Here is a 22,673-nt window from a genome sequence, read left to right on the forward strand (position 1 = left end):
CGGTCGACGGCGGACCCAGCAGAGAGACACCACTGCACGAAGGGGAAGCCATGACAGCGACGACCGACGGAAGTACCGGGGCCCTGCCGCCCCGCGCTGCCTCGGCCAGCGAAAGCACCATCGGCAACATCAGCACCACCGGAAAGATCAGCACGACCAGCACCACCAAGGCCCCCGCCGCGGCCGGCACCCGCGACGTCGCCACCCGCGCCATGCTGCGCGCCACCGACTTCCTGCTCGCCCGCCAGGACGCCCAGGGCTGGTGGAAGGGCGACCTGGAGACCAACGTCACCATGGACGCCGAGGACCTCCTGCTCCGCCAGTTCCTGGGCATCCGCGACGACCGCACCACCCAGGCCGCCGCCCTCTTCATCCGCGGCGAGCAGCGCGCGGACGGCACCTGGGCCACCTTCCACGGCGGCCCCGCCGAACTGTCCACCACCATCGAGGCCTACGTCGCCCTGCGGCTGGCCGGCGACGCCCCGGACGCCCCGCACATGGCGAAGGCCTCCGCCTGGGTCCGCGCACAGGGCGGCATCGCCGCGTCCCGCGTCTTCACCCGGATCTGGCTGGCCCTGTTCGGCTGGTGGAAATGGGAGGACCTGCCCGAGCTCCCGCCGGAGCTCATTTACTTCCCCACTTGGTTCCCGCTCAACATTTATGACTTCGGCTGCTGGGCACGGCAGACGATCGTGCCCCTGACCATCGTCTCCGCCAAGCGCCCGGTGCGTCCGGCGCCCTTTCCCCTGGACGAACTCCACGTCGACCCCGACCGCCCCAATCCGCCCCGGCCGTTCGCGCCCCTGGGCACCTGGGACGGCGTCTTCCAGCGTCTGGACAAGGCGCTGCACCGTTTCCGCAAGGTGGCACCGCGCCGGCTGCGCCGGGCCGCCATGAACAGCGCCGCCCGGTGGATCGTCGAACGGCAGGAGAACGACGGCTGCTGGGGCGGCATCCAGCCGCCCGCCGTCTACTCCGTCATCGCCCTCTACCTGCTCGGCTACGACCTCCAGCACCCCGTGATGCGCGCGGGCCTGGACTCGCTGGACCGTTTCGCCGTCTGGCGCGAGGACGGCGCCCGGATGATCGAGGCCTGCCAGTCCCCGGTCTGGGACACCTGTCTCGCCACCATCGCCCTCGCGGACGCCGGACTGCCCGCCGACCACCCGCAGTTGGTCAAGGCGGCCGACTGGATGCTCGGCGAGCAGATCGTGCGCCCCGGCGACTGGTCGGTGAAGCGCCCCGGACTGCCGCCCGGCGGCTGGGCGTTCGAGTTCCACAACGACAACTACCCCGACATCGACGACACCGCCGAGGTCGTTCTCGCCCTGCGCCGGGTCGGCCACCACGACCCCCGGCGGGTGGAGAAGGCGATCGCCCGCGGCGTCGTGTGGAACCTGGGCATGCAGTCGAAGAACGGCGCCTGGGGCGCCTTCGACGTCGACAACACCAGCAGATTCCCCAACCGGCTGCCGTTCTGCGACTTCGGCGAGGTCATCGACCCGCCGTCCGCCGACGTCACCGCGCACGTGGTGGAGATGCTCGCCGTCGAGGGCCTCGCCCACGACCCGCGCACCCGCCGCGGCGTCGACTGGCTGCTCGCCGAACAGGAGGAGGACGGCTCCTGGTTCGGGCGCTGGGGCGTCAACTACATCTACGGCACCGGCTCGGTGGTGCCCGCGCTGACCGCCGCCGGGCTGCCCGCCTCCCACCCCGCCATCCGCCGTGCGGTGGCCTGGCTGGAGTCCGTGCAGAACGACGACGGCGGCTGGGGCGAGGATCTGCGCTCCTACCACGAGGTCGCCAAGTGGAGCGGCCGCGGCGACTCCACCGCCTCCCAGACCGCCTGGGCGCTGATGGCGCTCCTCGCGGCCGGGGAGCACGACTCCAAGGCCGTCGAGCGGGGCATCGCCTGGCTGGCCGCCACCCAGCGCGAGGACGGCTCCTGGGACGAACCCCAGTTCACCGGCACCGGCTTCCCCTGGGACTTCTCCATCAACTACCACCTCTACCGGCAGGTCTTCCCGCTGACCGCGCTCGGCCGCTACGTCCACGGCGAGCCCTTCACCAAGCTCACCGGGCGCACGGGCGGGGCCCTCGCCGGCACCGAGGGGCGCGGATGACCACCCGGCCCGCCCCCACCCCGCTGCTCGTCGCCTGTGCGCTCGGCATCGAGCGCCTCGCGCTGCGCAGCGGCGGCGGGCGCGGCGCCGGCCGTCCCGGCGCCGGGGGCGGGCCGGTCACCGTACTGCGCACCGGCATGGGCCCCCAGGCCGCCGAGCGCGCGGTCACCCGGATGCTCGCCGGCCCCGCGCTGCGCGACGCCGCCGTGGTGGCCACGGGGTTCTGCGCCGGGCTCGCGCCCGGCATGCACCCCGGCGACCTCGTCGTCGCGGAGGAGACCCGCGATCCACGCGGCGCCACCCCCTGCGTCGGCACCGAACTGCTGGTCAAGGAGTTGGTACGGGCCGTGCCCGGCCGTACCGTGCACACCGGCCCGCTCACCGGCTCCGACCACGTCGTGCGCGGCCACGAACGCGCCGACCTGCTCGCCACCGGCGCGATCGCGGTGGACATGGAGTCCGCCGCCACGCTCCACAGCGCCGTACGCACGGGCGCGCGCCCGGTTGCGGCCGTCCGAGTGGTCGTGGACGCTCCAGAACATGAACTCGTCCGAATCGGCACGGTGCGCGGTGGAATATCTGCTTTCCGAGTCCTCCGTGCCGTGCTTCCCGCATTTTTCGAATGGCACCGATCCTTGCTGCTCCCCCGGAGGTGAGCCCGATGGCCATGCCGTTGCGCCAGTCCATCAAGGTCGCTACGTATCTGGCTGAACAGAAGCTCCGCAAGCGGGACAAGTTTCCGCTCATCGTCGAGCTGGAACCTCTCTACGCCTGCAATCTGAAGTGCGAGGGCTGCGGCAAGATCCAGCACCCGGCCGGGGTGCTCAAGCAGCGCATGCCGGTGGCCCAGGCCGTCGGCGCGGTGCTGGAGTCCGGCGCGCCGATGGTGTCGATCGCCGGCGGCGAGCCGCTGATGCACCCCCAGATCGACGAGATCGTGCGCCAGCTGGTGGCGAAGCGGAAGTACGTCTTCCTGTGCACCAACGCCATGCTGCTGCGCAAGAAGATGGACAAGTTCACGCCCTCCCCCTACTTCGCGTTCACCGTGCACATCGACGGCCTGCGCGAGCGCCACGACGAGTCGGTGGCCAAGGAGGGCGTGTTCGACGAGGCGGTGGAGGCGATCAAGGAGGCCAAGCGGCGCGGCTTCCGGGTCACCACCAACTCGACCTTCTTCAACACCGACACCCCGCAGACCATCATCGAGGTGCTCAACTACCTCAACGACGACCTCAAGGTCGACGAGATGATGATCTCGCCCGCCTACGCCTACGAGAAGGCGCCCGATCAGGACCACTTCCTGGGCGTGGAGCAGACCCGCGAGCTGTTCAAGAAGAGCTTCGCGGGCGGCAACCGCCGCAAGTGGCGGCTCAACCACTCGCCGCTGTTCCTCGACTTCCTCGAGGGCAAGGTCGACTTCCCGTGCACCGCCTGGGCGATCCCCAACTACTCGCTCTTCGGCTGGCAGCGCCCCTGCTATCTGATGGCGGACGGCTATGTGCCGACGTACCGGGAGCTGATCGAGAAGACCGACTGGGACAAGTACGGCCGCGGCAAGGACCCGCGCTGCGACAACTGCATGGCGCACTGCGGCTACGAGCCGACCGCCGTCATGGCCACCATGGGCTCGCTCAAGGAGTCCCTGCGTGCCATGCGGGAGACGGTCGCCGGAAACGCGGCGAACGCGGGAAGCTCCAGGTGAGGCCATGACCGCCGTTTCCCTGGGCGTCCCCGAAGTGCCCATGAGGCCGGTGGCGCCGCGGCGTGTGTCGCGGCAGATCCACGTCGGTCCCGTGGCGGTCGGGGGCGGTGCCCCGGTGTCGGTGCAGTCGATGACGACGACCCGTACCTCCGACATCGGCGCCACGCTCCAGCAGATCGCGGAGCTGACCGCCTCCGGCTGCCAGATCGTCCGCGTCGCCTGCCCCACGCAGGACGACGCGGACGCGCTGGCGACCATCGCGCGGAAGTCGCAGATCCCGGTCATCGCGGACATCCACTTCCAGCCCAAGTACGTCTTCGCCGCCATCGAGGCCGGCTGCGCGGCCGTCCGCGTCAACCCGGGCAACATCAAGCAGTTCGACGACAAGGTCAAGGAGATCGCCAGGGCGGCCAAGGACCACGGCACGCCGATCCGCATCGGCGTCAACGCGGGCTCCCTGGACCGCCGGCTGCTCCAGAAGTACGGCAAGGCCACCCCCGAGGCTCTCGTCGAGTCCGCGCTGTGGGAGGCGTCCCTCTTCGAGGAGCACGGCTTCCGGGACATCAAGATCTCGGTCAAGCACAACGACCCGGTCGTGATGATCGAGGCCTACCGGCAGCTCGCCGAGGCCTGCGAGTACCCGCTCCACCTCGGCGTCACCGAGGCCGGCCCCGCCTTCCAGGGCACGATCAAGTCGGCGGTCGCCTTCGGTGCGCTGCTCTCGCAGGGCATCGGCGACACCATCCGGGTGTCGCTGTCCGCGCCGCCGGCCGAGGAGGTCAAGGTCGGCATCCAGATCCTTCAGTCGCTGGGGCTGCGGGAGCGCCGGCTGGAGATCGTCTCCTGCCCCTCCTGCGGGCGGGCGCAGGTGGACGTCTACAAGCTGGCCGAGGAGGTCACGGCGGGCCTGGAGGGCATGGAGGTGCCGTTGCGCGTCGCGGTCATGGGCTGTGTCGTGAACGGGCCCGGTGAGGCCCGTGAGGCGGACCTGGGGGTGGCCTCCGGCAACGGCAAGGGGCAGATCTTCGTCAAGGGCGAGGTCATCAAGACCGTCCCCGAGTCGAAGATCGTGGAGACCCTCATCGACGAGGCGATGAAGATCGCGGAGCAGATGGAGAAGGACGGCACCGGTTCGGGGGAGCCGGCCGTCACCGTGAGCTGAACAGCACGGACCGAGAGGGGGCCCGAGCGTGACCAAGCTGGAGAACATCCGGGGACCACGCGACCTGAAGGCGCTGTCCGAGGCGGAACTCGGTGAACTGTCCGAAGAGATCCGGGAGTTCCTCATTCACGCGGTCGCCAGGACCGGCGGACACCTGGGGCCCAACCTGGGCGTGGTGGAACTGACCATCGCGCTCCACCGGGTCTTCGAGTCGCCGGCCGACCGCATCCTGTGGGACACCGGCCACCAGAGCTACGTCCACAAGCTCCTGACGGGCCGTCAGGACTTCTCCAAGCTGCGCGGCAAGGGCGGACTGTCCGGCTACCCCTCGCGCGAGGAGTCCGAGCACGACGTCATCGAGAACAGCCACGCCTCCACGGCGCTCGGCTGGGCCGACGGCCTCGCCAAGGCCCGCGAGGTGCGTGGCGAGGAGGGGCACGTCGTCGCCGTCATCGGCGACGGCGCGCTCACCGGTGGCATGGCCTGGGAGGCGCTGAACAACATCGCCGCCGCCAAGGACCGGCCGCTGATCATCGTCGTCAACGACAACGAACGCTCCTACGCGCCCACCATCGGCGGCCTCGCCAACCACCTGGCCACCCTGCGCACCACCGACGGCTACGAGAAGGCGCTCGCCTGGGGCAAGGGCATGCTCCAGCGCACCCCCGTCGTCGGCAACACCGTCTACGAGGCCCTGCACGGCGCCAAGAAGGGGTTCAAGGACGCCGTCGCCCCGCAGGGCATGTTCGAGGACCTGGGTCTGAAGTACGTCGGTCCCATCGACGGACACGACATCGGGGCCGTCGAGTCCGCGCTGCGGCGCGCGAAACGCTTCCACGGCCCCGTCCTGGTCCACTGCCTCACCGAGAAGGGCCGCGGCTACGAACCCGCGCTGGCCCATGAGGAGGACCACTTCCACACCGTCGGCGTCATGGACCCGCTGACCTGCGCACCCCTCGCCCCGGCCGGTGGCCCCTCCTGGACCTCGGTGTTCGGCGAGGAGATCGCGGCGATCGGCGAGGAACGCGAGGACGTCGTCGCGATCACGGCCGCCATGCTGCACCCCGTGGGCCTGGGGAAGTTCGCCGAACGGTTCCCCGACCGGGTGTGGGACGTCGGCATCGCCGAGCAGCACGCCGCCGTCAGCGCGGCCGGACTCGCCACCGGGGGACTGCACCCCGTCGTCGCCGTCTACGCCACCTTCCTCAACCGCGCCTTCGACCAGCTCCTGATGGACGTGGCCCTGCACCGCTGCGGGGTCACCTTCGTCCTGGACCGGGCCGGCGTCACCGGCGTCGACGGGCCCTCGCACAACGGCATGTGGGACATGTCGATGCTTCAGGTCGTCCCCGGGCTGCGCATCGCCGCGCCGCGCGACGCCGACCAGCTCCGTGCCGAACTGCGCGAGGCCCTCGCCGTGGACGACGCGCCCACGCTGGTCCGCTTCCCCAAGGAGTCGGTCGGCCCCGCGATCCCCGCGCTCGACCGCGTCGGCGGCATGGACGTACTGCACCGGGCGGAGGACCCCCAGGTGCTCCTGGTCGCCGTCGGCGTCATGGCGCCCGTCTGCCTCCAGGCGGCCGACCTCCTCGAAGCGCGCGGCATCCACTGCACCGTCGTCGACCCGCGCTGGGTCAAACCCGTCGACCCCGCCCTGCCCGGCCTCGCCGCCCGGCACCGCCTCGTCGCCGTCGTCGAGGACAACAGCCGGGCCGCCGGGGTCGGTTCCGCCGTCGCGCTCGCCCTCGGCGACGCCGACGTGGACGTGCCCGTACGGCGCTTCGGCATCCCGGAGCAGTTCCTCGCGCACGCCAAGCGCGGCGAGGTGCTCGCCGACATCGGGCTGACCCCCGTCGAGATCGCGGGCCGGATCAGCGGCTGCCTCACGACGGGTGCGGAGGGCACCGTCGGCACCCGGCCGGGGCAGCAGACCGAACCGCAAGCGAAGACGTCCGAGGAGAGCCACGTATGACCACCGCGGAATCCGCCCCGAGCCAGGAGGCCGCGAAGGGCGGGGAGTTCGACCTCGCGGGGCTGCTGGCCGCGCGCGGGGGCGAGCGCTACGACCTGCACGGCCGCTACGTCAACCACCAGCTGCCGCGCATGCTGCACACCATCGGCTTCGACAAGGTCTACGAACGGGCCGAGGGCGCCCACTTCTGGGACGCCGACGGCAACGACTATCTCGACATGCTCGCCGGGTTCGGCGTCATGGGCCTCGGCCGCCATCACCCGGTGGTGCGCAAGGCCCTGCACGACGTCCTCGACGCCGACCTCGCCGACCTGACCCGGTTCGACTGCCCGCCGCTGCCCGGACTGCTCGCCGAGAAGCTGCTGTCCCACAGCCCGCACCTGGACCGGGTCTTCTTCGGCAACAGCGGCACCGAGGCGGTCGAGACCGCGCTCAAGTTCGCCCGGTACGCCACCGGGCGGCGCCGCGTCCTGTACTGCGCCCACGCCTTCCACGGACTGACCACCGGGTCGCTTTCCGTCAACGGCGAGGACAGCTTCCGCGACGGCTTCGCGCCGCTGCTCCCCGACACCGCGGTCCCGCTCGGCGACCTCGACGCGCTGGCCCGGGAGCTGAAGAAGGGCGACGTCGCCGCGCTCATCGTCGAGCCGATCCAGGGCAAGGGCGTGCACGAGGCCCCGCCCGGCTATCTGCGCGCGGCGCAGGAGCTGCTGCACAAGCACAAGGCGCTGCTCATCGCCGACGAGGTGCAGACCGGGCTCGGCCGCACCGGCGACTTCTACGCCTACCAGCACGAGGAGGGCGTCGAGCCGGACCTGGTGTGCGTGGCGAAGTCCCTGTCGGGCGGTTACGTGCCGGTGTCGGCGACGCTCGGCAAGGACTGGATCTTCAAGAAGGTCTACTCGTCCATGGACCGCGTGCTCGTCCACTCCGCCAGCTTCGGCGCCAACGCGCAGGCGATGGCGGCGGGTCTCGCGGTGCTGCACGTCATGGAGAACGAGCAGACCGTCGCCCATGCGCGGGCGATGGGGGAGCGGCTGAGGTCGGGGCTCGCGGCGCTGACGGAGCGGTACGAGCTGCTCGCCGAGGTGCGGGGGCGGGGGCTGATGATCGGCATCGAGTTCGGCCGGCCGAAGTCGCTGAAACTGCGGAGTCGGTGGGCGATGCTGCAGGCGGCGCGGAAGGGGTTGTTCGCGCAGATGGTGGTGGTGCCTTTGTTGCAGCGGCACCGGATCCTGACGCAGGTGTCGGGGGACCACTTGGAGGTGATCAAGCTGATTCCGCCGTTGGTGGTGGACGAGGCGGATGTCGACCGGTTCGTGGAGGCGTTCACCGCGGTGATGGACGACGCGCATGACGGGGGTCTCATGTGGGACTTCGGCAAGACACTGGTGAAGCAGGCGGTGGCGACGAGGTAGGGCGGGGTTCGCCCGGGAGGTTTTTCGCCCCCGCCGCCCCTACCCTTCCCGTCCCTTCAAGGGGCTCCGCCCCTTGGACCCCGTACGGGGCTTCGCCCCGTTTTGCGCAGTTCCCCGCGCCCCTGGACAGGGGCGCGGGGGCGATGAACTGGGGGCGCACCCCCACCCACCGGCCTTTTGCCTCCTAGGCAAGAAAATTGCCCCCTGGGCAAAAGTCTGGCTCAATCGGGGGTATGAGCGCTTCCGATCCGCCGCCTCCGGCGGAGCCCGGCGCGGGTCTGCCCACCGTCGCCCCGCAGCTCCGCGCCCTCCGCCACCGCACAGCGATGACCCTGGAGACCGCGGCCCGGGCCGCGAACCTCTCCCCGGCCCACCTCTCCCGCCTGGAGACCGGCCACCGCCACCCCTCCCTTCCCGTCCTCCTCACCCTCGCCCGCATCTACGGTACGACCGTCTCCGAACTGCTCGGCGAGACCGTCACCGAACGCGACGCCGTCGTCCGCGCCGCCCACGCGGAACCGACCCACGCCGGCGGCTGGACGTACTGGCAGGCCGGCGCCCCCGCCCGCGGCATGCAGGCACTGCGCGTCCACGTTCCCCACGGCACGCAGGGCGACATCGTCCGCGTCCACCCCGGCGAGGAGTGGCTGTACGTCCTCAAGGGCCGGCTCCGCCTCCGCCTCGGCGACACCGCGCACCTCCTCGACGCCGGGGACAGCGCGCACTTCGACTCGCTCACCCCGCACCGCCTCGCCGCCGCCGACCGCGCCGGCTGCGACCTGCTGTTCGTCCACACCCTCCTGCAGAGCCCCAGCACCGCGCTCTGCCTCGGCCCCCTCACCGGAGACACCCCATGAGCGACTTCGAGACCAAGTTCCCGCGTGCCCTGTGGGTCAGGCTGCTCGTGTACCTGGCCGTCGGGCACCTCTTCGCCGCGTTCATCTGGCTGCTGTTCGAGGTGGGCGCCAAGTAGCCGCTGCCCCGGAAGCCCTCAGTCCAGCAGGTGCTCGCGTAGCCGTGCGCGCACCTCGGGGGTGACCCCGAGCCCCTGCTCCAGATAGGCGTCCACCCCGCCCCAGGTCTCCTCGATCGTGGCGAACGCCGCCTGGAGGTACTCGGCACGCGCGTCGAACAGCGGAGCGAGCAGCTCCATCACCTCGGGGGAGTACGCGTCCCCCGAGGACGCGCTGCGCCGCACCTTGTACCGGCGGTGCTTCGCGTTGGACTCCAGATAGTCGGCGACGATCGCGTCCCGCTCCACGCCCAGCGCGAGCAGCGTCACGGCGATCGACAGCCCCGCCCGGTCCTTCCCCGCCGAACAGTGCATCAGCGCGGGCGCGCCGCCGTCGGCCAGCGCGCCCAGCACGCGCGCGTGCTCCGCCGTACGCCCGCGCACGATCGCCCGGTACGAGGTGAGCATGCGTGCCTCGGCCCGGCCGTCGGACAGCAGTTCCCGCAGCTGCTCCAGGTCACCCTCGCGCACCAGCCGCCAGAACTCCGCCCCGTCGGCCGGGTCGGACAGCGGCAGGCCGACGTTGCGCACCCCCGGCAGCTCGACGTCCGGGCCCTCCAGCTTGTGGTCCGCGGCGTTGCGGAAGTCGAAGACCGTGCGCAGGTTCAGGGAGGCGAGGAAGACCGCGTCCTCGGCCGTCGCATGGGCGAGGTGGCCGCTGCGGAACAGCCTGCCGTAGGCCACGCGCCGGCCGTCCGCGGTCGGCAGCCCGCCCAGATCGCGGAAGTTGCGCACTCCGGCCAGCTCGGGTTCGGTCGACGGGACCTGCTGTGTCACGGGTGCTCCTCCCATCCGTCCGCCGACGCGGCTCGTCGGCGGGGCGCGTTCGCCGACGACGATACGGCACGGATGCCCCCGGCAACCGTGCTCCGTACACACATCCCACCCGTGCCCCGTACCACCGTGAATGCCGCGAAACGGGCGACTCGATTATCCGGCCAATCCCCATCCGGACCTTTCTGTCCGAATTGACTCCTTCAGTCCAACTGGCCCGGTAATGCGCTACGTCGACGAGTGACGCGTGAGCAGGGTCATATTCGTGACGGGGCGTCGAGCATCATGTTCACGTAATTCACCTGTTCTGTCGGGGAATTCGGCGGGAAGGGAAGATCGATCATTCCTGTGCCGTGCTGTGAATTCTGTGAATCGATCAAGGGAAAGCGGTGCCGGGGAAAGCCAAAGCTTGTGGTCGCGGCGCCATTTCGCTTACGTTCCCCAACGTTCCGAGCGGAACGCCGAATCCTGCCGCCGCCCGGAATCCGCACTCACCCACCCGTACTGGCAGGAGCGGGGGACCCACAGGTACATCGCCTGGGCCGGTCTTCCGGAACAGGCTCGGGGTAAAGCCGCGCACAGTGCGCGGCCGGGCATCTCCAGCTCGCACCCGACAGCTCACCTCGCAGGCGCCGGAGAGGAATTCGACATGCCCGCGAAGGGTAAGCACCGCCGTACCAAGGCCCGGTTCATCACCACGACCCTCGCCGCCGCCGGAACCGGAGGCGCCGCGCTCGCGCTGCCCCTCTTGAGCGCCACCGGCGCCCACGCCGCCACCCCGGCCGCCGCGCCCGAGCACGCCGCCACCTCCGTCGCCGCGAGCGCGCACGAGGACGCCGCGCGGACCTACACCGTGAAGTCCGGCGACTGGCTCGCCAAGATCGCCGGTGAGCAGCACGTCGCCGGCGGCTGGCACAAGCTCTACGACGACAACCGCGAGGCCGTCGGCAGCGACCCGTCGCTCATCCACCCCGGCCTGAAGCTCACGCTGGGCGCCAAGGCCCCCGCGCACGCCGGCAGCTCCTCCTCGGACGAGTCCCCGGCCGAGAGCGGCTCCGCCGAGAAGTCCGCGCCCGCCGAGAAGTCCGGTACCGCGCAGAAGTCCGAGGCCGCCCAGGGCAGTCAGTCCGCCGCCAAGGACGACTCCGCCGCCGCGAAGCCCGCCGCGAGCAGCGGCTCCGGCTACACGCTCCCGGTCCAGGGCGCCACCGTCGGCACCGCCTACCACACCGCGGGCAGCATGTGGTCCAGCGGCTACCACACCGGCACCGACTTCGTGGTCCCGACCGGCACCAGCGTCAAGGCCATAGCCAACGCCACCGTCGTCTCCGCCGGCTGGGGCGGCGCGTACGGCAACCAGGTCGTCCTGAAGCTCGCCGACGGCTACTACGCCCAGTACGCCCACCTCTCGCAGCTCTCCGTCTCGGCCGGCCAGACCGTGACCGAGGGCCAGCAGCTCGGCCTCTCCGGTGCCACCGGCAACGTCACCGGGCCGCACCTGCACTTCGAGATCCGCACCACCCCGGACTACGGCTCGGACGTGGACCCGGTCGCCTACCTGCGCGCCCACGGCGTCACCGTCTGACGGCCCCCGCCTCCCCGAAGGCCGGACCCCCCGATCCCCGGGGTCCGGCCTTCGGCCGTGTCCGGACACTCCACCGGACCAGGACCAGGACCAGGACCAGGACCAGGATCAGGGCTTATTCCGCTGTTGACCAAGCCTTGACCCGTGGGGTATCTCACCGCCCGTCAACCCCTCCCTACGGTCGCGTAGCTCACATCCCAGGAGGAAGGATGGGCCGACGTGGCAGACGATTCGAAGAGTGACAACAGATCAGTGATCGGGTCGTACGTGGCGGTGGGGGACAGCTTCACCGAAGGCGTCGGCGACCCCGGCCCGGACGGGGCCTTCGTCGGCTGGGCCGACCGTTTCGCGGTCCTCCTCGCCGACCGGCGGCCCGAGGGCGACTTCCGGTACACCAACCTCGCCGTACGCGGGAAGCTGCTCGACCAGATCGTCGCGGACCAGCTCCCGCGGGCCCTGGCGCTCGCCCCCGACCTGGTCTCCTTCTGCGCGGGCGGCAACGACATCATCCGGCCCGGCACCGACCCGGACGAGGTCGCCGAACGGTTCGAACGCGCGGTGGCCCGCCTCACCGGCACGATCGGCACGGTGATGGTCACCACCGGCTTCGACACCCGCGGCGTCCCCGTCCTCAAGCATCTGCGCGGCAAGATCGCGACGTACAACGGGCATGTGCGGGCCATCGCCGACCGGTACGGCTGCCCCGTGCTCGACCTGTGGTCGCTGCGGACGGTGCAGGACCGCCGGGCCTGGGACACCGACCGGCTGCACCTCTCGCCCGAGGGCCACACCCGGGTCGCGCTGCGCGCCGGCCAGTTGCTCGGCCTCGACGTCCCGGCCGACCCCGACCAACCCTGGCCGCCGCTGCCGCCGCGCGGCACGCTGGAGATCCGCCGCGACGACATCCACTGGGCGCGGGAGCATCTCGTGCCGTGGATAGGCCGCCGCCTGCGCGGCCAGTCCTCCGGAGACCAGGCGGTGGCCAAGGGCCCCCTGTCCCCCGAGGACATCAGGATGCGGATCGGGACGGCGGTCTGAACAAGGGGCGCGGGGCTGTGTCAATGTGCGGCTCCGCCGCGTGAGCGCAATCTCTTGGGGGTCCGGGGGCGGGAAGGGCAGGGGCGGCGGGGGCGAGAACAATCCCCGCCGCACCCGCCCCCACGGGAACCCACAGCCGCCCCACAACCGTTGACGCGGAGAACGAACCGCCCCACGTACCCCACAGGAGACGCCGTGACCGGCCTACGTACCCCCACCCCCGGGCCGCGCCCGATACGGCCCCTTTCCTTCGGCGCGGACCCGACGGGCGAGCGCATGGCCCGCATCCGCCGCTCCCCGAACTTCTCCGGCGGCGTCTTCGTCAACCCCGACGGCACCCGCACCCGCGAGTCCGGCGCCTCCGCCCTGGACATGGCCAGGCAGTACTTCCAGAAGGACTCCCGCGCCCGCCGCGCCCCCACCGGCACGATCCCCGTGCACGCCACGACCGTCGCCGACCTCGCCCGCCCCCCGAAGACCGGCCTCCGGCTCACCTGGACGGGCCACTCCAGCATCCTCGCCGAGATCGACGGCCACCGCGTGCTGTTCGACCCGGTGTGGGGCAAGCGCTGCTCGCCGTTCGACTTCGTCGGCCCCAAGCGGCTGCACCCCGTCCCGCTGCCGCTGGCCGCGCTCGGCCCGGTCGACGTCGTCGTCATCTCGCACGACCACTACGACCACCTCGACCTGCCCACGATCAAGGCCCTGGCCGGCACGGACACGCTCTTCGCGGTGCCGCTCGGCGTCGGCGCCCACCTGGAACGCTGGGGCGTCTCCCCGGACCGGCTGCGCGAGCTGGACTGGAACGAGTCGGCGAAGATCGGCGGCCTCACCCTGACCGCCACCCCCGCCCGCCACTTCTGCGGCCGGGGCATCCGCAACAGGCAGCACACCCTGTGGGCGTCCTGGGTGGTCGCGGGCGAGAACCACCGGATCTACCACAGCGGCGACACCGGCTACTTCTTCGGCTTCAAGGACATCGGCACGGAACACGGCCCGTTCGACGCGACGATGATCCAGCTCGGCGCCTACAGCGACATGTGGCCGGACATCCACATGACCCCCGAGGAGGCCGTCCGCGCCCACCTCGACCTGCAGGGCGGCGCTCCGGGCGGAGTACTGCTGCCGATCCACTGGGGCACGTTCAACCTGGCACCGCACCCGTGGGCCGAGCCGGCCGAGTGGACGAGGGACGCCGCCGGGGAGGCGGGGCAGGCGGTGGCCTTCCCCCGGCCGGGCGAGCCCTTCGAACCGGCGGGGGAGCTGCCGGTGGAGACGTGGTGGCGGGCGGTGTCCCGCCCGATCCCGCGCCCGTGGCGCCGCCCGCGGAACATCGAGGGCGCGGCCGGGACGACGAAGGAGGACCTCGACCTCGCGGGTGGGCGCTGACCCAGGCCTGATCTCCGCCTCGCCGCAAGGGAGTTGAGATCCTCTGGTGCCGCCGCGGAGTGAACCGGAAGGGGTCCCTCACCGTCTGGACGGACGACATGCCCGTGCGCGACGCCGCGCACGGGGCAGGCCGGCGTTGCGGCCGGCCCCTCTCCGTCTCAAGGGGACCACATGGTTCATCTCCGTCCACTCCCGAACGCCCGCGCGGGGATGGCCGCGCTCGCCGTCACCGCGGCCGCGGCCTCGCTGCTGACCTGCGGGGCCGCCCCGGCCTCGGCGGCCGGCGACTTGGCCCAGGGGAACTACAAGCACTACGTCGCGCTCGGTGACTCCTACGCCGCCGGTACCGGGCTGGCCGAACAGACCGACGCGGACTGCGAGCGCGGCAAGGGCAGTTACCCCTCGCTGCTGGCCGGCACGTTCGAGCCGGAGGTGTTCGCGGACGTCACCTGCAGCGGGGCCACCACCGACTCGCTGCGCGACAGCGACGGCTCGGCCGCACCCCAGCTCGACGCCCTCACCCAGGACACCGACCTGGTGACCGTCACGCTCGGCGGCAACGACCTCGGCTTCACCGACGTAATCGTCCAGTGCGTGCTGGCCGGACTCGTCACCAAGGAAGGGGCTCCCTGCCGCGACAAGGTCTCCGGTGACGTGGAGGCCGCCTTCACCAAGCTGGCCGACCGGCTGCCCGAGACGGTCGCGGACATCGAGCAGCGCAGCCCCGAGGCCCGCGTCGTCGTGGTCGGCTACCCCAACCCGTTCCCCGCCGAGGGAAGCGGCTGCGGTTCCTCCGTGCCGCTGGCCAAGGGCGACGTCACCTGGCTCCACCAGACCACCGACCGGCTGAACTCCCTGCTGGAGGCGTCGGCGGTCGCCCGGCACGCCGACTTCGTCGACACGTCCAAGGCGTTCGAGGGCAAGGACATGTGCCGGCCCGAGTCCACGCGGTGGATCAACCCGCTGCTGCCGGTGACCCCCGGCTCCGCCCACCCCAACGCGGCCGGCCACCAGGCGACCGCCGCCGCGGTGCGCGAGCGGATCGAGAAGTAACCTCCGCGTCTTCCGTCACTGCCACCGCGGTGGCAGTGACGGAAGTGCGGTCCGTGGGCGTGGTCAGTGGGCCTCCGGCGGTCCCGGCAGGTCCTGTTCCGTCCAGATGCATTTGCCGTCGGCCAGGAAGCGGGTGCCCCAGCGGCGGGACAGGGCGGCCACCAGGTGCAGGCCGCGGCCGCCCTCGTCGGTCTGGCCGACGCGGCGGATGCGGGGTGTGGTGAGGCTGCCGTCGTAGACCTCGCAGATCAGGGACCGGCTGCGCATCAGACGGAGCCGGATCGGTCCCCCGGCGTGCCGTACGACGTTGCCGATCAGCTCGCTGACCAGCAGCTCCGTACTCATCACCAGGTCGTCGAGGCCCCAGACGTCGAGCTGGCTGCGCACGTACTCCCGGGCCTGGCCGGCCGCCCGGGGGTCCTCGGGGAGGCTGCACGAGGCGACATTGCCGGCGGGGGTGGAGCGGGTGTGGGCGATCAGCAGGGCCGCGTCGTCGTTGATGCCCGCGTGGTCCGGCAGGAGCGTCGAGACGACGAGGTCGCACAGCTCGTCCAGCCGGTCGGCGGTGCCCGCCCCCGGGGTTCCGGCCTCCCGCGGGGCGAAGTACCCCGTACGGGCCACCGCCGAGGCCAGGGTCTGGCGCAGCAGCGCCATCCCCTGGTCGGCGTCCCGGTCCGGGGACTCGACCAGCCCGTCGGTGCAGAACACCAGCAGGCTCTCGTCCGGCAGTCGCAGCTCGTGCACGTCGAACGGCGGGTCGGCGGCGCCCAGGGGCGGGTCGATGTCGACGTCGGGGGAGTGGACCGTGCCGTCGGGGTGGACCAGGACCGGCGGCAGATGACCGGCGAGCGCGTACGAGCAGATCCGGGTGACCGGGTCGAACACCGCGTACAGACAGGTCGCGTAGTAGTCGTAGCCGAGGTCGCCGACGATCTCGCTGAGGTGGGTCAGCAGCTCGTCGGGGTCCATGTCCAGGTCGGCCAGGGTGCGCACGGCCGTGCGCAGCCGGCCCATGGTGGCGGCCTCGGTGATGCCGTGCCCCATGACGTCGCCGATCACCATGGCGACCCGGTCGCCGGAGAGCGGGATGACGTCGTACCAGTCCCCGCCCACCTCGTCGCCCCGGCCGGCCGGCAGATACCGCGCCGCCGCCGAGACCGCGGGCAGCGACGGCAGCGTACGGGGGAGCAGGCCGCGCTGGAGGCCCTGGGCGCGGGTGTGCTCGACGTCGAACAGCCGGGCCCGTTCCAGCGCCTGGGCGACCAGGCCGCTGAGCGCGGTGAGCAGGGTGCGGTCGTCCTCGCTGAAGGTGCGCGGTTCGGAGAAGGAGATGACGAAGGAGCCGGTGGCCCGGCCGGACACGATCAGCGGCAGGAAGACCCAGGCCTTGGACGGTGAGTTGTCCGACAGGTACTCCAGCTTCGGGTAGAGCTCCACGAACTCGGCGGCCGATCCGACGAACAGGGGTGTGCGGTCGCGGAGCACGTCGGCGACGGCCATGTGGTCGGCGAGCGGGATGCCGTCGATCCGGTCCAGGAACCGCTGGTCGTACCCCACGGAGTCCACGACGCGGATCCGGCCGGCCTCCAGGGTCTCCACGACCAGTCCGTCGGCACCGACGGGAGGCAGTACGTGCTCGGCGACGGCCCGTACGACGTCCTTGGACGTGACGGCCTCGGCCAGGGCAAGGGTCAGTTCGGACATGCGTGCGGCACGCTCGCCGGCCGGTTCGCCGGGGTCGTGGCCGGCCTCGCGCAGGCGGCGGTCGGTGACGTCGACGAAGGAGATGCCGAGGCCGCCGTCCGGGACGGGGACCAGACGGAGGAGGTACAGGCGTCCGTCGATCGGGTGGGTGAGGTCGAAGCCGATCGGCCGGCCCTCGGCGGCGGCGCGGCGGCACTGGCCCTCCAGGCCGGGCACGCCGAGCGCGGCCACGTCCCGGAGGCTGGTGCCCGGCCGGACCCGTTCGGCGCCCAGGATGCGGACGGCCTCCCGGTTGGCGAAGGAGATCCGCCAGGTGTCGTCGAGGGCGAGGAAGCCTTCGCTCATGTCGGAGAGGGCGTGGAGGACGGTGTCGCGGGAGGTGTGGTGGGGGGTGGCTCGAGGGTCGGGGGTTCCTGGGGGAGTGGCCTCGGCGGGTGCGGGTGCGGGTGCGGGTGCGGGTGCGGGTGCGGGGGTGTCGGTGCCGGTGCGGGCGTCGTGGTCCTCCGGTGGGGCGCCGGGACCGCCGGGGCGGCCGGGGTCGCCGCGGCCGTCGGCTTCGCCGGGGCGGTCGACTTCGCCGGGGCGGCCGGGGCCGTCCGGCTCGCCGGCCGGGTGCCCGTGTCCGGCACCGCCGGCGGCACCCTCAGCCGCCACGTCGCCTCCCGCTTGCCTCGCGCGTCGGGCCGCGGCCGGGGCCGCGCGGTGGCGTCCGGACGCCGTGGGCCCGGGGGCCGGGGGCCGTGCCACCGCGGGACCGGTGGGGCCCGCTGCTGTCAACAGTAGTTCCTGACGCCCTTCCGGGCCGATCGGGGACGGGGCGGGGCCATGGCCGGGGCGGACACGCCCCGTGACGTCGGAGGGGGGGCGGCGGGGTGGACCGCCGGGGGTCCGCGGGTGCCACGGGGGCCGGTCGGCGGGGTACGGGAGCGGGCCGACGGCGACGGGCCGGGTCGCGGCCCCGCCCGAGCCGTCGCCCACTCGTGACCGGTTCTGACCAGCTCTGATCGCTTCACCCGATCGAGGGAACGTGCGTCCGAGACGGTTATCGGTCTGTCGTACGACGCCTCATACCAGAGCGGGATGCTCCCCGGAGGACTTTGCCAACTGCCCGCCGCACACGGCCCCACCCCGACTACTGTGAGTCGCCGCCGGACGGCGCGGGACCGCTTTTCGCGGGCCTCCCGGCCGGCACAGCGAGGGCGCACGTCCACGTCGCGCCGACCGCGGGAGCCATGTGCCCCCGAGCCCCCAGTACGAGGACACCGATGTCTCACCTACGCGCACCGGCCGCCCGTGCGGACCGCCGTGAGGGCGGGCGGCACGGGCGACCGGCCGCCCGCACCGCCCCCGCCCCGGCCGAGACGCACCTGCGGCCGCAGCTGCTGCGGCTGGCGGTGCTGCCCCCCGTCGCGGTGGCGCTCGCCGGCTGCGCCGCCGTGCTCTTCACCGTCCGCTCCACCGGCACGTTGCCCACGCCGACGCTGTGGGGTGTGCTCGCCGGCGCGCTCGGGGTGGCCGTCGCGGGGGTGCTGACCGCGGCGGTGGCCGCGGGCCGGGCGGCGGACTCCGTCAAGGAGCGGGTGGACACGCTGCGGCGTACGGCCACCCGCGGCGAGGCCGATCTGCGCGCCCTCGTCGAGGCGCTGCGGCGCGGCGAGACCGTGCCGAAGCGGGGCGGGCGGGGGCGGCCTGCGGCCGACACCTCCGGGGCCGACGACTTCGAGCTCCTCGCCGCAGACCTCGCCCGGGCGCGCGACGGGGCGGTCGCGGCCGTTGTGCGGGCCGCGCAGCTCTCCAGCCGGGCAGGCAGCGAGCAGAAGCTCGAGGTCTTCCTCAACCTGGCCCGGCGACTGCAGTCCCTCGTCCACCGGGAGATCTCCACCCTGGACGAGCTGGAGAACGAGATCGAGGACCCCGACCTCCTCAAGGGCCTCTTCCACGTCGACCACCTCTCCACCCGGATCCGCCGCCACGCGGAGAACCTGGCGGTCCTTGGCGGCGCGGTCTCCCGCCGGCAGTGGAGCAACCCGGTGGAGATGACCGAGGTGCTGCGGTCGGCCATCGCGGAGGTCGAGCAGTACGCGCGGGTGCGGCTGGTGCCGCCGGTCGACGGCCGGCTGCGCGGGCACGCCGTCGCCGACGTCATCCATCTGCTGGCCGAACTCGTCGAGAACGCGACGGTGTTCTCCGCGCCGCACACCCAGGTGCTGCTCCGCGCCAACCTGGTCACCGCCGGGCTCGCGGTCGAGGTCGAGGACCGGGGCCTGGGCATGCCGCTCGCCGAGCAGCACCGGATGAACGCGCTGCTCGCCGACCCCGACCAGGTGAACGTCGCCAGCCTGCTGCAGGACGGCCGGATCGGCCTGTACGTCGTCTCCCAGCTCGCCCGCCGGCATGGCATCCAGGTGCGCCTGGGCACCAACATCTACGGCGGCGTCCAGGCGGTCCTGGTCCTGCCGACAGAGGTGCTGGGCGCACCTCGGCCGGAGCTGTCGCCGACGTCGCAGCCGGTGGCGGGCGGGGCGCCGGGGCGGGGCGCGCCCGGGTCCGGCGCGGCCGGGGCCTCGGGTGGGGCGCCGTCGCCCGGCGGGATGCCCGCGCCGGGCGGGGCGTCCGGCCGGGTGCCGGGTGCGGCGCGTCCGCAGGACTGGGCGGGCGAGGGGGCCACGGAGCCGACGCATCGACGGGGACCGGAGTCGACGGCGGCTCCGTCGGCCGGGCGTCGGGACGCGGGACCGGACGGTCCGGACGCCGGCGGGCCCACCTTCGGCGGGACCTCCCCGGGGCCCGGGGCCGTCGGTACGGGCGCGCCCGCGCCAAGTGCCCCGGACGCGCGGCTGCCCGTCGACGCGTCCGGCTCGGACGGACGCGGCATGCCGGCGCCGTCCGTGTTCCGGCCCGACGCCCCCGGGTTCGGCGCCCCGGACATGCGCGTGACCGGGAGCGAGGGATCCGCCCCCGGCCCCACGCCCACGGGCGCCGGTGCCGAGGTGGCCCACGCCGGGCCCGGCGCTCCGCCGCCGTTGCCCGTGCGGGGGCAGCGCGCCGCGCGGCCGAACCCCGCCGAGGCACAGCCCGGCATCGGCGCCGGGCACCGGCGGCTGCTCGCGGAGAACACGGTGCTGCCGCCCACCCCTCGCGTCGGCCCCGTCCGCGGCACCATGGGCAAGCCCAAGCTGCCCCGCCGCCGCGCCCAGGAGCACCTCGCACCCCAGCTCCGCGGCGGCCCCGTGCCCGGGCCCCGAGAGGACACCGGGGAGTACGTCGAGCACGACCCCGGCCTGATGGCAGCCTTCCAACGCGGCATCGGCCTCGCCGAGGCCCAGACGCCTTCCACGGAGCCGTCGGAGCCGTCCCGCCCGGCGGCCGGTGGACCGACCGAGCCACCCGGCCCGACGCCCGGCGACCTCCCCGGGCCGCGGCATCCGGCTCCCACCCTGCCGACCGAGCCACCACACCAGGCTCCTCCCGTGCCGGGCGAGCCGTCGTACGAAGCGCCCGCCCCGCCGGGCGAACCGTCGCACCCGGCCCCGGCCGCCGAGCCGCACCGCTCCGTCGGCGACGGCGGCAGCGCCCCCGTGCGCATAGTCGGCGGGCGAGCCGCTTCCGAGGGCGCCGGCTGGCGTGACGGGAGAGGGTCCGCCGGGTGAGCAGGACGTTTCGCAGCAACCCCCCTACCCCCGCCCCCCATACCCCAAGGAGTCGATCCACCATGGCGAGTGAAGCGCCGACCGGGCACGCGTCCGACCTCGACTGGCTGATGAGCTCTCTCGTGCAGCGCGTGCCGCACACCAGGAGTGCGGTGCTGCTCTCCTGCGACGGGCTGGTCAAGTCCGTGCACGGGCTGGAGAAGGACAGCGCCGACCACATGGCCGCGCTCGCCTCCGGCCTGTACTCGCTCGGCCGCAGCGCCGGCGTCCGGTTCGGGGGCGGCGGCGACGTCCGCCAGGTCGTCGTCGAACTCGACTCCTCGCTGCTGTTCGTCTCCACCGCCGGCTCCGGCACCTGCCTCGCCGTCCTCGCCGACCGCGAGGCCGACGCCGCCGTGCTCGGCTACGAGATGGCGATGCTGGTCAAAAGCGTCCGCCCGTACCTGGTCACCGCGCCCCGGCAGCCCGCCGGCCGCCCCCCGGCGCTCAGGCCTTGAGCGCGGCCACCGCCGGCGACGGGCCCTGGCTCGACGACGCGGCCGGCCGGCTGGTCCGCCCGTACCAGGTCAGCAACGGGCGGACCCGGCCGACCGCCGCGTTCGACCTGCTCACCCAGGTGAGAGCCACCGGGGCCACCCCCCTCGGCCACCTCGCCCCCGAGTACGCCCAGGCGCTCGACCTCTGCCGGGGCCCCGTCTCCGTCGCCGAGGTCGCCGGACAGCTCGGGCTGCCGGTCGCGGTCGCCAAGGTGCTGCTGTCCGACCTCGTCGACAGCGGGGCGCTCACCACCAGGCCCCCGGCCTTCCACCACAACCCCACGGACCGGTCCCTTCTGGAGGCAGTGCTCGATGGACTACGACGACAGCTCTGACCCCTTCCCCACCGCGCTGAAGATCCTCGTGGCGGGCGGGTTCGGAGTCGGCAAGACCACCTTCGTGGGCGCGGTCAGCGAGATCGCGCCGCTCAGCACGGAGGAACTCCTCACCACGGTCAGCGCCGCCACCGACAACCTCGACGGCATCGAGAACAAGGTCGAGACGACCGTGGCGATGGACTTCGGCCGGATCACCCTCGACCCGCGCCACGTCCTCTACCTGTTCGGCACCCCCGGCCAGGAACGGTTCTGGTTCATGTGGGACGAACTCTCCGAGGGCGCCCTCGGCGCGGTGATCCTCGCCGACACCCGCCGGCTCCAGGAGTGCTTCGCCGCCGTCGACTTCTTCGAGGAACGCGGCCTCGGCTTCATCGTCGCGATCAACGAGTTCGACGGCGCCCACCGCTACGACCCCGAGGAGGTGCGCGCCGCCCTCGACCTCGACCGCCGCGTCCCCGTCGTCCGCTGCGACGCCCGGATCTCCAGCTCCGGCGTGCAGACCCTGCTCGCCCTCGTCACCCACCTCCTCGCCCACATTCCGGCCACCCCGGCGCCGCACCACGGAGCCCGCACATGAGCCCCCGCCGACTGCTGCTGACCCCCCAGGACGAGGACGCCCCCGCCCGCGTACGACGGCTGCGCGCCCTCGGTCTCGCCCTCGAACCGGGGGAGCGCGCCGATCCCGCCCTGGACGCCTTCGCGGACCGGCTCGCCCAGGTGCTGGCGGCGCCGTACGCGATGGTCAACTTCGTCGGTGAGCAACGGCAGTTCCTCGCCGGACTGCACACCCCGGGCGGCCTCCCGCTGCCCGCGGCCACCGGCGCGGACGGCACCGGACGGGCCCGGCTGCTCGCCCGCGACCACGGCTTCTGCCCGCACGTCGTGGTCCGCCGCCGGGCGCTCGCCCTGGAGGACGTCCGCGACTACCCCCGCTTCGCCGGCAACCCGATCGTCGACGAGACCGGCGTCCACGCCTACCTCGGCGCCCCGCTGCCCGACCCGTCCGGCATCGCGCTCGGCACGGTCTGCGTCGCCGACGTCATCCCGCGCCGCTGGGGCCGGGAGGGGCTTCAGACCATCAAGGGGCTCGCCGCGGAACTGACCGAACGGCTCGTGGGACGCGAGGCGCACGAGACCCGCGAGGTGCCCGGGACGGACGAGCACGGCGGTCGGCGCGACCCCCACCGCGACCGCGCGTGAAGGAAAGCTGCGGGCGC

The 22,673-nt window shown here is 72.8% G+C and carries 19 protein-coding genes and 1 riboswitch; of the genes, 17 read left to right on the plus strand and 2 right to left on the minus strand.

Translation table 11 applies throughout. The features are described from left to right. Nucleotides 1-50 precede the first annotated feature (50 nt). The 8 genes from shc (at nt 51) to OIE12_RS28220 (ending at nt 9,350) form a co-directional block, all read left to right on the plus strand. Complete coding sequence (shc, locus tag OIE12_RS28185) at nt 51-2,123, plus strand: squalene--hopene cyclase (RefSeq protein WP_329140065.1); 2,073 nt, start codon at nt 51-53, stop codon at nt 2,121-2,123. After that, nucleotides 2,120-2,779: a phosphorylase family protein gene (locus OIE12_RS28190; RefSeq protein WP_329140067.1), complete on the plus strand. Its 660-nt coding sequence runs from the start codon at nt 2,120-2,122 to the stop codon at nt 2,777-2,779. Before shc ends, OIE12_RS28190 begins: the two co-directional genes overlap by 4 nt. A 5-nt stretch (nt 2,780-2,784) precedes the next feature. Next, nucleotides 2,785-3,825 (plus strand): adenosyl-hopene transferase HpnH, encoded by a 1,041-nt coding sequence (gene hpnH / locus OIE12_RS28195; protein ID WP_329140069.1) that lies wholly within the window; start codon nt 2,785-2,787, stop codon nt 3,823-3,825. A gap of 4 nt (nt 3,826-3,829) precedes the next feature. Next, nucleotides 3,830-4,987, plus strand: coding sequence for a flavodoxin-dependent (E)-4-hydroxy-3-methylbut-2-enyl-diphosphate synthase (gene ispG, locus OIE12_RS28200; protein WP_329140070.1), 1,158 nt, complete (start codon nt 3,830-3,832; stop codon nt 4,985-4,987). A 28-nt stretch (nt 4,988-5,015) separates the two neighbouring features. Further along, complete coding sequence (dxs, locus tag OIE12_RS28205; RefSeq protein ID WP_329140072.1) at nt 5,016-6,959, plus strand: 1-deoxy-D-xylulose-5-phosphate synthase; 1,944 nt, start codon at nt 5,016-5,018, stop codon at nt 6,957-6,959. Further along, a complete protein-coding gene (locus tag OIE12_RS28210) occupies nt 6,956-8,377 on the plus strand; it encodes an aspartate aminotransferase family protein (protein WP_329140074.1) in 1,422 nt (473 codons plus the stop codon). The genes dxs and OIE12_RS28210 overlap by 4 nt, the downstream gene beginning before the upstream one ends. A 233-nt stretch (nt 8,378-8,610) precedes the next feature. Further along, on the plus strand, nt 8,611-9,234 hold the full coding sequence (locus OIE12_RS28215) for a helix-turn-helix domain-containing protein (protein ID WP_329140076.1): 624 nt from the start codon (nt 8,611-8,613) through the stop codon (nt 9,232-9,234). Continuing rightward, nucleotides 9,231-9,350, plus strand: coding sequence for a DUF6126 family protein (locus OIE12_RS28220; protein WP_033226447.1), 120 nt, complete (start codon nt 9,231-9,233; stop codon nt 9,348-9,350). Before OIE12_RS28215 ends, OIE12_RS28220 begins: the two co-directional genes overlap by 4 nt. Before the next feature lie 18 nt (nt 9,351-9,368). Here the strand turns inward: OIE12_RS28220 and OIE12_RS28225 are convergent, their stop codons facing one another. Continuing rightward, entirely contained in the window at nt 9,369-10,166 is a 798-nt protein-coding gene (locus OIE12_RS28225; protein WP_329140079.1) for a tyrosine-protein phosphatase, read from the minus strand. Between the two features lie 479 nt (nt 10,167-10,645). Continuing rightward, a riboswitch (cyclic di-AMP (ydaO/yuaA leader) is annotated at nt 10,646-10,808 on the plus strand. Between the two features lie 4 nt (nt 10,809-10,812). On the opposite strand from OIE12_RS28225, the gene OIE12_RS28230 reads away from it, so the two are divergent. From OIE12_RS28230 to OIE12_RS28245, 4 genes are all read left to right on the plus strand, one after another. After that, nucleotides 10,813-11,748: a M23 family metallopeptidase gene (locus OIE12_RS28230; protein WP_329140081.1), complete on the plus strand. Its 936-nt coding sequence runs from the start codon at nt 10,813-10,815 to the stop codon at nt 11,746-11,748. A gap of 252 nt (nt 11,749-12,000) precedes the next feature. Beyond that, nucleotides 12,001-12,786 carry an SGNH/GDSL hydrolase family protein gene (locus OIE12_RS28235; RefSeq protein ID WP_329142285.1) on the plus strand — a complete coding sequence of 262 codons (786 nt, stop codon included), beginning with the start codon at nt 12,001-12,003 and terminating at the stop codon, nt 12,784-12,786. A 195-nt stretch (nt 12,787-12,981) separates the two neighbouring features. Beyond that, nucleotides 12,982-14,175: an MBL fold metallo-hydrolase gene (locus OIE12_RS28240; RefSeq protein ID WP_329140083.1), complete on the plus strand. Its 1,194-nt coding sequence runs from the start codon at nt 12,982-12,984 to the stop codon at nt 14,173-14,175. Between the two features lie 171 nt (nt 14,176-14,346). Further along, nucleotides 14,347-15,228 carry an SGNH/GDSL hydrolase family protein gene (locus OIE12_RS28245; protein ID WP_329140085.1) on the plus strand — a complete coding sequence of 294 codons (882 nt, stop codon included), beginning with the start codon at nt 14,347-14,349 and terminating at the stop codon, nt 15,226-15,228. A gap of 63 nt (nt 15,229-15,291) precedes the next feature. On the opposite strand, the gene OIE12_RS28250 is transcribed toward OIE12_RS28245, so the two are convergent. Beyond that, complete coding sequence (locus OIE12_RS28250) at nt 15,292-17,586, minus strand: SpoIIE family protein phosphatase (RefSeq protein ID WP_329140087.1); 2,295 nt, start codon at nt 17,584-17,586, stop codon at nt 15,292-15,294. Nucleotides 17,587-18,197: 611 nt separating this feature from the next. Between OIE12_RS28250 and OIE12_RS28255 the strand changes: the two genes are divergently transcribed. The 5 genes from OIE12_RS28255 (at nt 18,198) to OIE12_RS28275 (ending at nt 22,656) form a co-directional block, all read left to right on the plus strand. Then, nucleotides 18,198-20,582, plus strand: a complete 2,385-nt coding sequence (locus OIE12_RS28255; RefSeq protein WP_329140089.1) for a sensor histidine kinase — start codon at nt 18,198-18,200, stop codon at nt 20,580-20,582. Between the two features lie 62 nt (nt 20,583-20,644). Continuing rightward, complete coding sequence (locus OIE12_RS28260) at nt 20,645-21,079, plus strand: roadblock/LC7 domain-containing protein (protein WP_329140091.1); 435 nt, start codon at nt 20,645-20,647, stop codon at nt 21,077-21,079. Beyond that, the gene (locus tag OIE12_RS28265; RefSeq protein WP_329140093.1) at nt 21,076-21,453 is read left to right on the plus strand and encodes a DUF742 domain-containing protein; all 378 of its coding nucleotides are present in this window, start codon (nt 21,076-21,078) and stop codon (nt 21,451-21,453) included. The genes OIE12_RS28260 and OIE12_RS28265 overlap by 4 nt, the downstream gene beginning before the upstream one ends. Beyond that, nucleotides 21,431-22,033 (plus strand): GTP-binding protein, encoded by a 603-nt coding sequence (locus OIE12_RS28270; protein WP_329140095.1) that lies wholly within the window; start codon nt 21,431-21,433, stop codon nt 22,031-22,033. Before OIE12_RS28265 ends, OIE12_RS28270 begins: the two co-directional genes overlap by 23 nt. After that, complete coding sequence (locus OIE12_RS28275; protein WP_329140097.1) at nt 22,030-22,656, plus strand: GAF domain-containing protein; 627 nt, start codon at nt 22,030-22,032, stop codon at nt 22,654-22,656. The genes OIE12_RS28270 and OIE12_RS28275 overlap by 4 nt, the downstream gene beginning before the upstream one ends. Nucleotides 22,657-22,673: the final 17 nt, after the last annotated feature.

This window comes from Streptomyces sp. NBC_00670, assembly GCF_036226765.1.
GTDB lineage: Bacteria > Actinomycetota > Actinomycetes > Streptomycetales > Streptomycetaceae > Streptomyces.